This window comes from Dyella sp. BiH032, from assembly GCF_031954525.1.
Lineage (GTDB): Bacteria > Pseudomonadota > Gammaproteobacteria > Xanthomonadales > Rhodanobacteraceae > Dyella_D.
Window position 1 is genome coordinate 4,241,554 of sequence record NZ_CP134867.1, and the last position, 13,205, is coordinate 4,254,758.

At 66.8% G+C, this 13,205-nt stretch carries 14 protein-coding genes; all 14 read right to left on the minus strand.

The annotated features are described in order from the left end of the window. Positions 1–29 precede the first annotated feature (29 nt). The 14 genes from ybgF to aspS all read right to left on the minus strand — a co-directional run bounded on the left by ybgF (position 30) and on the right by aspS (position 13,151). On the minus strand, positions 30–905 hold the full coding sequence (gene ybgF / locus RKE25_RS18685) for a tol-pal system protein YbgF (RefSeq protein WP_311839591.1): 876 nt from the start codon (positions 903–905) through the stop codon (positions 30–32). Positions 906–907: 2 nt separating this feature from the next. Then, positions 908–1,417, minus strand: coding sequence for a peptidoglycan-associated lipoprotein Pal (gene pal, locus RKE25_RS18690; RefSeq protein ID WP_311839592.1), 510 nt, complete (start codon positions 1,415–1,417; stop codon positions 908–910). A gap of 246 nt (positions 1,418–1,663) precedes the next feature. Then, positions 1,664–2,980 (minus strand): Tol-Pal system beta propeller repeat protein TolB, encoded by a 1,317-nt coding sequence (gene tolB / locus RKE25_RS18695; RefSeq protein ID WP_311839593.1) that lies wholly within the window; start codon positions 2,978–2,980, stop codon positions 1,664–1,666. Between the two features lie 8 nt (positions 2,981–2,988). Then, positions 2,989–3,927 carry a cell envelope integrity protein TolA gene (locus RKE25_RS18700; RefSeq protein WP_311839594.1) on the minus strand — a complete coding sequence of 313 codons (939 nt, stop codon included), beginning with the start codon at positions 3,925–3,927 and terminating at the stop codon, positions 2,989–2,991. Further along, entirely contained in the window at positions 3,914–4,360 is a 447-nt protein-coding gene (gene tolR / locus RKE25_RS18705; protein ID WP_311839595.1) for a protein TolR, read from the minus strand. Before tolR ends, RKE25_RS18700 begins: the two co-directional genes overlap by 14 nt. A gap of 17 nt (positions 4,361–4,377) precedes the next feature. After that, entirely contained in the window at positions 4,378–5,064 is a 687-nt protein-coding gene (gene tolQ / locus RKE25_RS18710) for a protein TolQ (RefSeq protein WP_311839596.1), read from the minus strand. A gap of 24 nt (positions 5,065–5,088) precedes the next feature. Continuing rightward, complete coding sequence (gene ybgC / locus RKE25_RS18715) at positions 5,089–5,523, minus strand: tol-pal system-associated acyl-CoA thioesterase (protein ID WP_311839597.1); 435 nt, start codon at positions 5,521–5,523, stop codon at positions 5,089–5,091. After that, entirely contained in the window at positions 5,516–6,565 is a 1,050-nt protein-coding gene (gene ruvB, locus RKE25_RS18720; RefSeq protein ID WP_311839598.1) for a Holliday junction branch migration DNA helicase RuvB, read from the minus strand. The genes ybgC and ruvB overlap by 8 nt, the downstream gene beginning before the upstream one ends. A gap of 134 nt (positions 6,566–6,699) precedes the next feature. Continuing rightward, the gene (locus RKE25_RS18725; RefSeq protein WP_311839599.1) at positions 6,700–8,601 is read right to left on the minus strand and encodes a potassium transporter Kup; all 1,902 of its coding nucleotides are present in this window, start codon (positions 8,599–8,601) and stop codon (positions 6,700–6,702) included. 4 nt (positions 8,602–8,605) lie between these two features. Then, positions 8,606–9,205 carry a Holliday junction branch migration protein RuvA gene (ruvA, locus tag RKE25_RS18730; protein WP_311839600.1) on the minus strand — a complete coding sequence of 200 codons (600 nt, stop codon included), beginning with the start codon at positions 9,203–9,205 and terminating at the stop codon, positions 8,606–8,608. Next, on the minus strand, positions 9,202–9,723 hold the full coding sequence (gene ruvC, locus RKE25_RS18735; RefSeq protein ID WP_311839601.1) for a crossover junction endodeoxyribonuclease RuvC: 522 nt from the start codon (positions 9,721–9,723) through the stop codon (positions 9,202–9,204). The genes ruvA and ruvC overlap by 4 nt, the downstream gene beginning before the upstream one ends. Before the next feature lie 48 nt (positions 9,724–9,771). Beyond that, entirely contained in the window at positions 9,772–10,512 is a 741-nt protein-coding gene (locus RKE25_RS18740) for a YebC/PmpR family DNA-binding transcriptional regulator (RefSeq protein WP_311839602.1), read from the minus strand. 123 nt (positions 10,513–10,635) lie between these two features. Continuing rightward, a complete protein-coding gene (locus RKE25_RS18745) occupies positions 10,636–11,277 on the minus strand; it encodes an alpha/beta hydrolase (protein WP_311839603.1) in 642 nt (213 codons plus the stop codon). Positions 11,278–11,381: 104 nt separating this feature from the next. Next, entirely contained in the window at positions 11,382–13,151 is a 1,770-nt protein-coding gene (gene aspS / locus RKE25_RS18750; RefSeq protein ID WP_311839604.1) for an aspartate--tRNA ligase, read from the minus strand. Positions 13,152–13,205 lie beyond the last annotated feature (54 nt).

The window sequence follows — 13,205 nt, forward strand, 5'->3', positions numbered from 1 at the left end:
TTGCGTTGCCCTCGTTCACCGCCGGAACCTCAGTTGGCCGGCTGCGATTGCAGGCGGCGCAGGCGTTCCTGGGCGAGGCCGGCAGCCTTCGAGCCCGGATACTTGGCGGTGACCGACTTCAGCGTCGCCTTGCCGGCGTCGCCCTGCTTGAGCTCCAGCTGGCTGTAGCCGAGCTTGAGCATCGCGTCCGGCGCCTTGTCGCTCTGCGGGAACTGGGAAAGCAGGCGCTGGAAGGCCTCGAGCGCGACCGGATAGTTCATGGTCACGTAGTAGGACTCGCCCAGCCAGTAATACGCATTTGGCGTCAGCGGGCTGTCCGGATACTGCTGGATGAAGGTGCGGAAGCCGCGCGAAGCCTGCACGTAGTCGCCGCCGCGCAGCGCCTTGAAGGCCGTGTCGTAGGCAGCCTGGGCCGCTGCCTGGTCGCCCGGCGAAGCGGCGGGTGCGGCAGTGGCCTCCTTTCCTTTGCCCTTTGCATCGGCAGCCGCATTGGCTGCCACGGGAGCGGGCGTGCCGGCGCTGCTGCCTGCAGCTGCGGGAGCGCTCGCGCCGCCGGCTGCCGCGGCCTGGCCGCCCGCACCGTGCTGCTCAAGGCGCCCGATACGCGAATCGAGATCGGTGTACTGCGCCTTGTTGGAATCCTTGAGTTCCTGCAGCTGGTGCTGCAGCTCCTCGATCTGGCCTTGCATCTGCCGCATCTGCGATTGCAGCGCCTGCATCTGATTGACCATGCCGACGCCACCCTGGTCCTGGTTCTGCGCCTGCTGCTCGAGCCGCGCGACGCGGTCGGCAAGACTGAGGCGGGAATCCTGCGCCAGTGCCGGGACGGCAAAAAGCATGGCGGACGCAAATGCGCCCGCCATGCTGAGCCTGGCCGTGAAACGATTAGCCAGTGGCTGCTTCATGCTTACTTGGCCGTGTAGACGATCTCGACGCGGCGGTTCTTGCCCCAGCAGTCCTCGTTGTGCTCACGGCACACCGGCTTCTCCTTGCCGTAGCTGACCACGTTCAGCTGGCTGGCCGAGCCGCCGGCGGCGGTCAGGGCGCTGGAAACGGCATTGCCGCGGCGCTCGCCGAGGCCCAGGTTGTACTCGCGCGTGCCGCGCTCGTCGGTGTTGCCTTCCAGGCGGATCTGGGCGGTCGGGCGATCCTGCAGGTACTTGGCGTGGCACGCCATGATCTGCTGGAACTCCGGCTTGATCTCATCCTTGTCGAAATCGAAGTACACGACGCGCTGACGCAGGCACGCGTCACGATCGAGGTCTTCCGGGGTGTACTTGCCCGAGGTCGACGGCTGGGTGGTAGCCACCGGGGTCTGGTCAACCGGCTGCTGCGGCTTGACTTCCTGCTTCTTCGAGCATGCGGCCGCGCCAACGCAGAGCAGGGCGACCAGGGCGACGCGAACGGTCTTCTTCATGGTGAACGTTCCTTCAAACGGGTTTGAGTTCCGACAGTCAATAGCGATTGCGGTTACAGGACAGTGATCGCCGGTGGACCGGCTGTTATTGTGACACCTTGATACCGGCGCCGACGGTTAGCCGCCTCGCCGGCCACCCGCCAGGCCTGTAGCCCGATGGGCGACCGGGCCGGCGAAAGGACTCAAGCCCTTGCGCCGACCCTGATCCTAAAGGCCGCCGCGCCCAAGAGCGCGACGGCCGGGAATTCAACGCTGCCGGTACGGTCCCCAGGAGGGTTCGCGCACGTCGCCGTCGGCAAGCACGAGGCGCTGGCGAACCTGTCCATCGGCCGAAACGGCATACAGCACGCCGCGCCGTCCCTCGGTAGCGGCATACAGCAGCATGCTGGCGTTGGGCGCGAAGCTCGGGGACTCATCGATCGGGCCCGGCGAGAGGAAACGCACCTGCCCACCCAGACTGCGGTCCATGACCGCAATACGATACACGTTCCCGTTGCCCTGCACCATGGCGACCTGCTTGCCGTCGTAGCTGACGTCGGCGCTCAGGTTGTTCTGGCCCTGGAAGCTGATGCGGTTGGCGCCGCCGCCCGAGGCCGGCATCTGGTAGATCTGCGGCCGGCCGGAGCGGTCGGAGGTGAAGTAGATGCTCTGGCCGTCCGGGGACCACACCGGCTCGGTATTGATCGACAGGGTCTTGGTCAGGCGGGTCTCCTGGCGGCTGGCCACGTCCATGACGTAGATCTCGGGGTTGCCCGAGTAGGACAGGGAGATCGCCAGCTTGCTGCCGTCCGGGGACCAGGCCGGCGCGCTGTTGATGCCGCGGGGACGGGCCGATACCAGCTGGCGCTGGCCGGTGGTGATGTCCTGCACGTAGATGGCCGAGTTGCCGCTCTCGAACGACACGTAGGCGATCTTCTTGCCGTCCGGCGACCAGTGCGGCGACAGCAGGGACTCGCGGGAGCGAGCCACCACCTGCGGATTGAAGCCATCCGAATCGGCCACGATCAGCGAATAGGTTGTGTTATTGCCCAGCCCCACGGCCGTGATGTAGGCGATGCGCGTCCAGAAGGCGCCACGGACGCCGGTGATCTTCTCGTAGATCTGGTCGGCGATCTGGTGGGCCACGCCGCGCAGGTCGCCGGCCGGGGCGGTGAAGGCCTGGGCCAGCAGGCTCTGCTGCTTGTTGACGTCCCACAGTTCGTACTCGACGCGGAGCATGCCGCCGCCGGCGTCGCTGATGCGGCCGATGGTGAGGAAGTCCTGCTTGAGCAGGCGCCAGGTCGGGAACTTGATGTCCGCGCCCTTGGACGGCGTTTCCACGATTTCGCTCTTGGCCAGCGAACGGAACTTGCCCGACCGGTTGAAATCGTTGCGGATCACGTCGGCGACGTCGGTCGGCAGCGGTGCCCCGCCCTGCTGGGCGAACGGGACCACGGCGATCGGGGTGGCGGTCTTCAAGCCACCGACGATGTCGACGTTGAGCGACTGGGCTGCGGCCTGGCCGGCGAATAGGCCGGTCACTGCCAGCAGGACGAAGGCGAAAGCTGAGCTCAATTTGCGCATGGGCTTGATCACTGCGGCCTGAAGGTGAAATCAATGTTCCGTTTGAACACGCTCTCGAACCCCTTGTACGGCAAGGGCTGGGCGCGGAGGACGGCGTTCTCGATGGAGCGCTTGCCCGCCTCGTCATAAGGACAGGAGGAGTCGACTTTGGCACTCATCACATCGCCGCCCGGCAGCTGCACGATGTGCACGACGCACGGAATGCTCGGCATGTTATCCGGGCGGAGCCAATTCTGAGTGACGGCGTTCTGAATCGCCGCCTGGTACTGGGCCAGCAGGCTGTTGTCGGGGCCACTCTGGCCGGTCTGGCGTTGGTCGGCCTTGGGTAGATTGGCCTCGCCGTCGTCCTTGGCGTCCTTCAGGTCGTCCAGCTGCTGCTTGGCCTGCTTGGCCTTGTTTTCCAGCTTCTGGCGCGCCTGCTCGGCCTTGTCCATCTGGGCGAACAAGTCGTCCAGCTTCTTCTTTTCTTCCTTCTGCTTGGCCGCCTGGGCGTCCAATTCCGCCTGCCGCTGCCGCTCGCGCTGTTCCTGCTCGCGCTTGGCGTCCTCGGCCTTCTGCAGCGCATCGGCCACCACTTTCTCCTGATCCTTGATGTCAGGATGCTCAGGCGGCGGCGGCAAGGTCTTCACCACCGGCGCCTGCTCCTGCGGGGTCGGCGGCGGCACCGTCGGGGGCGGCGGCGTGGTGTCGGGTATCGGCTTGGCCTTCTGGGCCTTCGGCGGCGGAGCCCCCGTGGGGCCGATCAGAGTCGCTTCGATGATCTGCCCCGGCAGCTGCAGCGGCTTGGCGCAGGCGATCGGGTTCCAGTCCGCCGGCAGGTGCAGGGTCTCGAACAGGCTTTCGTAGAACGAGCAGGGCACGATCGCGAGGGCCAGGAAGCCCACGATGCCCAGGTGCAGGATGGCGGAGAGAACGACCGCCTTGGGCGTGCCCTTACGGTCGTCCATGCTTCCCGCTCGACTCGGGCTGGCTCATCAGGCCGATCTTGGACACGCCCGCTTCCTGCAGGATCGGCAGGATCAGGTACACCTTGCCATAGTTGGCGCGCTGGTCACCCGCCACCAGTACCTGCAGGTCCGGGTTCTCTTTCTGGAAGGCCGTGATCTTCGCCTTGAACTCGTCAGCGCTCACTGCCTCGCGCTTGGACCCCTGGGTACTCAGGTAGATCTGGCCGTTCTCGTCGACCGAGACCACGATCGGGTCCTTCTTGTCCTGCAGCGACTTGGCCTGGGTCTGCGGCAGCTGGATGTCCACGCCGAGATTCATCATCGGCGCGGTCACCATGAAGATGATCAGCAGCACGAGCATCACGTCGATGTAAGGCACGACGTTGATCTCGGACTTGAGCTTGAAGCGCTTGTGGCGCGCGGAACTACGCATGGCTTCGGACCCCCGCCTCAGGCGGCTTCGTCGGTCTGGATCTGACGCTGCAGGACGGAGGAGAACTCCTCCTGGAATACCTCGTAGCGCGACGCCACGCGATCGACCTTGTTGGCGAAGCGGTTGTAGGCCCACACCGCCGGGATCGCCGCGAACAGGCCCATGGCGGTGGCGATCAGCGCCTCGGAGATGTGCGGCGCCACCACGGCGATGGTCACGTCCTTCACTTCGCCCAGGCCCTGGAAGGCGCCCATGATGCCGATGACGGTGCCGAACAGGCCCACGTAGGGACTGATCGAACCGACGTTGGCGAGGAACTCCAGATTGCGTTCCAGGCGGCCGATCTCGCGGGTACCCGCCACGCGCATCGCGCGCTCGGTGCCCTCGATCACTACGCGCATCTCGTGCGTGCGGCGCTGGCGCTGGCGGGCGAACTCGCGGAAGCCCGACTCGAAGACGGTCTCCATGCCGCCGTTCTTGGTGCCGCGTCCGCTCACCTCGCGGAACAGCTGGGCCAGGTCGGCACCGGACCAGAAGCGCTCCTCGAAGCTCTCCGCTTCGTCCATCGCGGACTTCAGCTGCTGGTGCTTGCGGATGATGATCACCCACGACAGGAAGGAGAACACCAGCAGCACGAGCATCACGAGCTGCACCAGGAGGCTCGCTTCCGCGACGAGCTTGAAAATGTTCAGTCCACCGTTCATTGCTTGAGCGTTCTCCGCCGCGGGTTACTTGATTGGGGGTAGGCCGGGAATCAGGTCGGCCGGGATCTTGGCCGGGCGCATGTGGTGGAGGTCCACGCATGCCACGCGCACCTGCGCCTGGATCAGCGGGATACCGTCCGCCCGGCTTATCGTCTGGCCGAACAGGATACTGGCTGCACGGCGCTCTTTGACCTCGACCGTCACGCTCAGTTCATCGTCCAGCACGGCGGCGCGCAGGAAGTCGATGTGCATGTCGCGCACCAGGAAGGCCAGCCCGGTAGCCTCCTTGACCGCCGACTGGTCGATGCCCTGGCCGCGCAGCCATTCGGTGCGGGCCCTTTCCATGAAGCGCAGATAGCTGGCGTGGTAGACCACGCCGCCGGCGTCCGTGTCCTCCCAATAGACGCGGACCGGCCAGCGGAAGCTGCCCGGGGAGGGTTCGAGCTCGGCATCAGACATCGGTATCGCCCGTGGAGAACAGATCGGCCGGCAGCGGCTGGCGCGGCGGCGGGGTAAGGCCCAGGTGGCGCCATGCCTTGGCGCTTGCCATGCGGCCGCGGGCGGTGCGCACCAAGAAGCCTTGCTGGATGAGGTAGGGCTCGACCACGTCCTCGAGGGTGCCGCGGTCCTCGCTGAGCGCTGCCGCCAGGGACTCCACCCCAACCGGGCCGCCATCGAAGTTCTCGATGATGGTGGCCAGCAGGCGCCGATCCAGCTCGTCGAAGCCCTCGGCATCGACCTTCAGCATGTCCATCGCAGCCTGGGCGGCCGCATAGGTGATCTGGCCGCCCGCGCGCACTTCGGCGTAGTCGCGCACGCGGCGCAGCAGGCGGTTGGCGATGCGCGGGGTGCCGCGCGACCGACGGGCGATCTCCTGGGCGCCTTCCACGTCGCAGGGGATGCCCAGGATGCGCGCCGAGCGACGCACGATCGCGGTCAGCTCGTCGGGCGTATAGAACTCCAGGCGGTGCACGATGCCGAAGCGGTCGCGCAGCGGCGCCGTCAGCAGGCCGGCGCGGGTGGTCGCGCCGATCAGGGTGAAAGGCGGCAGGTCCAGCTTGATCGAGCGGGCGGCGGGCCCCTCGCCGATCATGATGTCGATCTGGAAGTCCTCCATCGCCGGGTAGAGCACTTCCTCCACCACGGGGGAAAGGCGATGGATCTCGTCCACGAACAGCACGTCGTGCGGCTCGAGGTTGGTCAGCAGCGCAGCCAGGTCGCCCGCACGCTCCAGCACCGGCCCGGAAGTGGACCGCACGTTGACCCCCAGCTCATTGGCGATCACGTGCGACAGCGTCGTCTTGCCCAGGCCCGGCGGCCCGAAGATCAGCACATGGTCCAGCGCTGCGCCCCGCTTGCGGGCGGCTTCGATGTAGATCGACAGCTGCTCGCGCACCGCCTGCTGGCCGAGGTATTCCGCCAGCCGCTTGGGGCGGATCGAGGCTTCCAGGGCCTCGTCGTCCAGCTGGGCGGCGGACGTGATGATGCGGTGGTCGGCCATGCGGGCGGATGGACTCGGAGGGCGGAATCGGGGGCGCTCGGCGCCGTCGCGGCATTCTACCCGTTCCCACCCCTATTCCCTACCTGACCGGCTCCGGCCCATGGCGGCCGGAGCGCGCCGATCGGTCGCGCGGCTTAAATCTCGACCTGCGCGCCCAGCTCGATCAGCCGGTTGCCGGGAATCTGGAAGAACGCCGTCGCCGGCAGCGCGTTGCGCGCCATGAAGGCGAACAGCTTGTCCCGCCACAGGGCCATGCCCGGGCGGCGCTCGTCGGCGATGATCGTTTCGCGCGAGAGGAAGAACGTCGTGTCCATCATGTCGAAGGCCAGCCCAGCCTTCGAGCAGCGCGACAGCGCCTGCGGGATGTTCGGGTCCTCGGCGAAGCCGAAGCGCAACTCGAGCCCGTAGAAGTCGCCGCCCAGCGAAGTGATGTGGATGCGCTCGTCGGCATCCGCCACCGGCGTCTCCAGCATCTCCACCGTCAACAGCACGTTGCGTTCGTGCAGCACCTTGTTGTGCTTGAGGTTGTGCAGCAGCGCGTGCGGCACCGCGTTCTGGTTGGCGGTGAGGAATACCGCCGTCCCCGGCACGCGCAGCGGCGGATGCTCGCCCACGTTCTCGATGAAGGGTTCCAACGCCAGGCCGGACTGCTTGATCTCGCGCACCACCAGCTCGCGACCGCGCCGCCAGGTGGTCATCACGATGAACACGCCCACGCCAAGTACCAGCGGGAACCAGCCGCCGTACTCGATCTTGATCACGTTGGCGCTCAGGAACGAAAGGTCGATGGCCAGCAGCAGCAAGCCGGCGAACGCCACGGTGAGCCGGCTCCAGTGCCACTGGTAGCGCGCCACCACCAGCGCGAGGATGGTGGTGACCGTCATGGTGCCGGTCACCGCGATGCCGTAGGCCGCGCTCAGGTTCTCCGAACTGCGGAAGCCCAGCACCGCGATCAGCACCATCACCAGCAGGAAGGTGTTCACCCACGGCACGAAGATCTGGCCGGACATCTCGCGCGAGGTATGCACGATCGGCATGCGCAGCGAGTAGCCCAGCGACATCGCCTCGCGGGTCATGGAGAAGGCACCCGAGATGACCGCCTGCGACGCGATCACCGTCGCGATCGTCGCCAGGCCGATCATCGGGTACAGCATCACCTTGGGCACCAGCTTGAAGAACGGATTATCGATGGCGTCCGGATGGTCCAGCAGCAGTGCACCCTGGCCGAAGTAATTGAGCATCAGCGCCGGCAGCACGAAACCGAACCAGGCCAGTCGGATGGGTTTCTTGCCGAAGTGCCCCATGTCCGCATACAGCGCCTCGGCGCCGGTCAACGCCAGCACGACGCCGCCCAACGCAATGAAAGCCTGCATGCCATGGCTCATGAAGAACTTCACGCCATACATCGGGTTCAGCGCCAGCAGCACGTGCGGGTTCTGGGCGATCATCTGCACGCCCAGCCCGGCGATCACCACGAACCAGATCACCATCACCGGCCCGAACAGCTTGCCCACCCGTTCGGTACCGTGGCGCTGCAAGGCGAACAGCAGGAACAGGATCACCACCGACGTCACCGGAATCACCCAGTGCGGCAGGTCCGGCACGGCCACTTTCATACCTTCGACCGCGGACAGCACCGAAATGGCTGGGGTAATCACGCCATCGCCGTAGAACAACGCCGCGCCGAAAATACCGAGGATGGCCAGGATCCAGCGCATCCGCGCATCGCCCCTGGCGCTGCGCAGCGCCAGCGCGAGCAGCGCCATGATGCCGCCCTCGCCCTTGTTGTCGGCGCGCATGATGAAGACCACGTACTTGAGCGAGACCACGATGATCTCCGCCCAGAAGATCAGCGACAGCACGCCGAAGATGCTTTCCGGCGTCGGCTTCATGCCGTCGTGGCTCAGTGTCGTCTGCAGGGTGTACAGCGGGCTGGTGCCGATGTCGCCGTACACCACACCGATCGCACCCAGCGCGAGGGCGGCGAGGCGGCGCTTGATGTCGGCGTCGGTGCCGTGCAGGTTGTCCTGGCTCACGAGCTCAGCTCCCTAATGCGGCGCGCAGCGCCTTGCGGATGATCGCTTCGGCGTTGTCCCCATCCGCCGCCACTTTCTGGACCAGCCGCGTGACTTCGGCCGGCTTGTAGCCCAACTGCTGCAGAGCCACCGTCGCCTCACCGGCCGGATCCAGCGGTGCGCCAGCCCCCTTGCCCATGGCGCCCGGCAGGCTCACCGCGAGGCCGTCGACACGGTCGCGCAGCTCCACCACCATGCGTTCGGCGGTCTTCTTGCCGATACCGGGGATCTTGGTGAGCGCGACCACGTCGCCCGCCTGCACCAGGCGCGCGAAATCGTTGGTGGAGACACCGGAAAGCACGGACAGCGCGATCTTCGCGCCGATCCCGCTGACTTTCTGCAGATTGCGGAACAGCGCGCGCTCGGCCTCGTGCATGAAACCGTAGAGCGCCACGCTGTCTTCTTTCACCGCATAGTGGGTGAGCAGCGTGACTTCCTTGCCGGTGGAGGGAAGGTCGTAGATGGTGGACATCGGCGCCTCGAGCTCGTAGCCCACACCGCCCACTTCGATCATCAGCCAAGGCGGCTGCTTGGACACCAGGATGCCGCGAAGCCGGCCGATCATCGACGGCGCCTCCATGCGGTGCGGGGAATGCCTACGCGGGCGAGGCTTGCGCGCGTATGCGCGTGGGCCACGGCGATCGCCAGCGCGTCCGCGGCATCCGCCTGCAAGGGGCCCTTCAGGCCCAGCAATACGCCGATCATGTGTTGCACCTGGGTCTTGTCGCCACGGCCGCTGCCGACCACCGACTGCTTCACTTCCGTCGCCGCATATTCGTGCACCGCGATCCCCCGGCTGACCACCGCGCAGATCGCGGCCCCCCTCGCCTGCCCAAGCTTCAGCGCCGAATCGGCGTTGCGCGCCATGAACACCCGCTCGATGCCGCACTCGTCCGGCCGATGCTTGGCGATGATGTCACACAGCTCGTCAAATATGCGTTTCAGGCGCAGCGGGAACGCGGCCTCGCCGGCCACCATCAGGGCGCCGTGGAACACGTGCGACAACTTGCCCGCGGCGTCCACGTCGATGATGCCCACGCCAGTGCGCTGGCTGCCCGGATCGATGCCGATGATGCGCGTCATGACTGCGAAGGGCCGCCAGCGATGAAGGAGCGGAAGGCCCGGCGGGCCTTACGCGTCCTGGGCCGGCAGCACGGCGTTGTGGTAGACCTCGTCGACGTCGTCGAGGCTGTTGAGGCGTTCGAGCAGCTTCTCGAACTGCTCCAGCGCGTCGCCGGTCGGCGTCACCAGCGGACCGTTCGGGCGCATCACCACGTCCGAGCCGTCCACTTCGAAGCCCGCGGCCACCAGCGCCTTGCGCATGGCTTCCACGGCGATGGGGTCGGCGGCGAGCAGCACGGTGCCGACGCCGTTCTCGATCACGATGTCCTCGGCGTTGTTCTCGATCGCCGATTCTTCCAGCTTCGCCTCGACGTCCCCGTCACCGCCGGTGTGCACCACCACCTGGCCCACGCGGGTGAACTGGAACGCCACCGAATTGGTGGTGCCCATGTTGCCGCCATTCTTGTTGAGCGCGGCGCGCACGTCGGCCACGGTGCGGGTCTGGTTGTCGGTGACGCAGTCGATGATCAGCGCGGTGCCGGCGGGACCGTAGCCCTCGTAGCGCACCTCGTGCATGTCCGCGCCGCCCTCGGCACCGGAGCCGCGCTTGATCGCGCGCTCGATGGTGTCCTTGGTCATGTTGGCCGCCAGCGCCTTGTCGACCGCCGCGCGCAGGCGCGGATTGGCCGCCGGGTCGGGCGCGCCGCCGCGGGTGGCGATGGTGATTTCGCGGATCAGCTTGGTGAACACCTTGGCGCGCTTGGCGTCTTCGGCGTTCTTGCGACCTTCGATGGACGGGCCTCTACCCATGGCGTATTCCTGGCGTGCTGCGTGCGGAAAGGGGCGAATTTTATCCCCTCCGCACGCCAGCCTGGCAAGGCGGCACCCCGAAACTGCCCTGCCGCGACGAAAAAGCGCATGGGAATGCGCCTTTCAGGGCAGCGCGCGATCGAAACGCCCCTGGCGCAGGAAGCCGGCCACCTGCCGTCCGGTCTCCACGGAGAACAGCAGGCCCGTGTGATTGGCCTCCACCACGCAATGGTCGGCGATGCCGGGCAGCTCGGTCTCCGCGACGGCCACGGTACCGTCATGCTCGCCATCGAACTGGCCGAGCACGCGCCCCAGCCCGATCGGCATGCGGCCGGCGATCACACCTACCTCGCGGGTGCCCGTCCACTGGTCGAAGCCATATTCGAGAAGCGCCCGGTTGTGCCCGAGCAGCGCGCCGCCGCCCCGGCCGCCGAGATTGGCGAAAGCGCGCGCCGCGGCGCTGCCCTTGAGCGGAGAACCCAGGCAGACGATCCGCCCCCTGGGCAGTTCGCGATCGTCAAGGCAGGCGCGCAGGGCCAGCAACCCGCCCAGGCTGTGGCCTACCAGGTGCACCGAGCCGTTCTCCGAGGCCAGGGCGCGCATGCGCGCGTGCAGGCGGCCGATGGTCTGCTCCTGCGTCGCCGCCACACTCATGTAGTCGAAGCGATGCACGCGGAATCCCGCTTCCATCAGGCGGCGGTGCAGCATGAGCAGCGCGAAGCCGCGCATCCACAGGCCGTGCAGCAGGATCACATGGTCGGTCATCGGCGACAGCGGGCATCCGGAGCAAAGAAAGCAACGATAGAACGGGCCAGCCCCAGCGGGCTGACCCGTCCGTCACACATCCCGCCGTTGGACCGCGGAAACGCTCAGCCGTTCGACGGCTCCGCCGCCACGCGCACGTGGAGCTCCTTGAGCTGGACTTCCGGCACGGCCGACGGCGCGTCGGTCATCAAGTCCTGCGCGCTGGTGGTCTTGGGGAAGGCGATCACGTCGCGGATCGACTCCGTACCGGCCATCAGCGCGGCGATGCGGTCGATGCCGAAGGCCAGGCCGCCGTGGGGCGGCGCGCCGAACTTCAGCGCCTTCAGCAGGAAGCCGAACTTCGCCTCCGCCTCCTCCGGGCCGATGCCGAGCAAGTCGAATACCGCGCTCTGCATGTCGGGGCGATGGATACGGATGGAGCCGCCGCCAATCTCGTTGCCGTTGAGCACCATGTCGTAGCCGCGGCTTACCGCGATGGCGGCATTGGCGCGCAGGTCGGCGATATCGTCCACCTTCGGCGCGGTGAACGGATGGTGCAGGGCCACGAAGCGCTGCTCCTCGTCGTCGTACTCGAACATCGGGAAGTCGGTGACCCACAGCGGTTTCCAGGCGTTCTCCACCAGGCCCCGGTCCTTGCCCACCTTCAGGCGCAGCGCGCCCATGAAGTCGGTCACCGTCTTCCACCTGCCCGCACCGACGAACACCATGTCGCCGGACTGCGCGCCCGTCGCCTTGAGCAAGGCGCTCAGCGTGGCGTCGTCGAGGAACTTGGCTACCGGCGAGTTGATGCCATCGCGGCCCTTGTCCAGGTCGTCCACGCGCAGCCAGGCCAAGCCCTTGGCGCCGTACTTGGCGACGTATTCGCTGAGCTGGTCGATCTCCTTGCGCGTCATGCTGCCGCCCGACGGTACGCGCAGCGCGGCGACGCGGCCGGCGGGATCGTTGGCCGGCTCGGCGAATACCTTGAATTCCACTTGCTTGAGCAGCTCGGCTACGTCGACCAGCTCCAGCGCGATGCGCAGGTCCGGCTTGTCCGAACCGAAGCGGCGCATCGCCTCGGCCCAGGTCATGCGCGGGAAGGTGGCATCCAGCTCGACGCCCTGCACTTCCTTGAACACGTGGCGGATCAACTCCTCCACGAAGTCCTGCACGTCCTTCTCCTCGACGAAGGCGAACTCCAGGTCGAGCTGAGTGAACTCCGGCTGGCGGTCGGCGCGCAGGTCCTCGTCGCGGAAGCAGCGGGCGATCTGATAGTAGCGGTCGAAACCGGCCATCATCAGGATCTGCTTGAACAGCTGCGGCGACTGCGGCAGCGCATAGAACTGGCCCGGGTGCACGCGGCTGGGCACTAGGTAATCGCGCGCACCTTCCGGCGTGGCCTTGGTCAGGATCGGCGTCTCGATGTCCTGGAAGCCGCGCGCATCGAGATAACGGCGCAGCGCCTGCACCAGCTTGATGCGGGTGCGCAGCATGCGCTGCATGTCCGGGCGGCGCAGGTCGAGGTAGCGGTAGGTCATCCGCATGTCCTCGTTGGGATTCTCGTGCAGCGCGAACGGCAGGTCCTTCGCGGCGTTGAGGATCTCCACCTTGTCCGCCAGCAGCTCCACCGTGCCGGTCTTGAGCTTGTCGTTGGCGGACAGGCGCTTGCGGATGGTGCCGGTCACGCGCAGGCAGTACTCGTAGCCGATCTCGCCGGCCACCGCGAACGCTTCGGCGTTGTCGCGCTCCACCACCACCTGGGCGATGCCCTCATGGTCGCGCAGGTCCACGAAGGCGACGTGGCTCTGCAGGCGGAGGGTGTTGACCCAGCCGCACAGGGTGACGGTCTGGCCGACCAGCGCCTCGTCGATGAGGCCGCAGTAATGCGTGCGCATGCGCTTGAAACTCCGGGCCGCCGCGGCGGCGTGAGACGTGGAAAAGACTTGGGA

Excerpts from the sequence above, each read along its gene's own strand:
- tolQ (WP_311839596.1), bottom strand. The coding sequence starts at position 5,064 with ATGAACGGTGGACTGAACATTTTCAAGCTCGTCGCGGAAGCGAGCCTC.
- RKE25_RS18745 (WP_311839603.1), bottom strand. The coding sequence starts at position 11,277 with ATGACCGACCATGTGATCCTGCTGCACGGCCTGTGGATGCGCGGCTTC.
- ruvC (WP_311839601.1), bottom strand. The coding sequence starts at position 9,723 with ATGACGCGCATCATCGGCATCGATCCGGGCAGCCAGCGCACTGGCGTG.
- aspS (WP_311839604.1), bottom strand. The coding sequence starts at position 13,151 with ATGCGCACGCATTACTGCGGCCTCATCGACGAGGCGCTGGTCGGCCAG.
- ybgC (WP_311839597.1), bottom strand. The coding sequence starts at position 5,523 with ATGTCTGATGCCGAGCTCGAACCCTCCCCGGGCAGCTTCCGCTGGCCG.
- RKE25_RS18700 (WP_311839594.1), bottom strand. The coding sequence starts at position 3,927 with ATGGACGACCGTAAGGGCACGCCCAAGGCGGTCGTTCTCTCCGCCATC.
- RKE25_RS18740 (WP_311839602.1), bottom strand. The coding sequence starts at position 10,512 with ATGGGTAGAGGCCCGTCCATCGAAGGTCGCAAGAACGCCGAAGACGCC.
- tolB (WP_311839593.1), bottom strand. The coding sequence starts at position 2,980 with ATGCGCAAATTGAGCTCAGCTTTCGCCTTCGTCCTGCTGGCAGTGACC.
- tolR (WP_311839595.1), bottom strand. The coding sequence starts at position 4,360 with ATGCGTAGTTCCGCGCGCCACAAGCGCTTCAAGCTCAAGTCCGAGATC.
- pal (WP_311839592.1), bottom strand. The coding sequence starts at position 1,417 with ATGAAGAAGACCGTTCGCGTCGCCCTGGTCGCCCTGCTCTGCGTTGGC.
- ybgF (WP_311839591.1), bottom strand. The coding sequence starts at position 905 with ATGAAGCAGCCACTGGCTAATCGTTTCACGGCCAGGCTCAGCATGGCG.
- ruvB (WP_311839598.1), bottom strand. The coding sequence starts at position 6,565 with ATGGCCGACCACCGCATCATCACGTCCGCCGCCCAGCTGGACGACGAG.
- ruvA (WP_311839600.1), bottom strand. The coding sequence starts at position 9,205 with ATGATCGGCCGGCTTCGCGGCATCCTGGTGTCCAAGCAGCCGCCTTGG.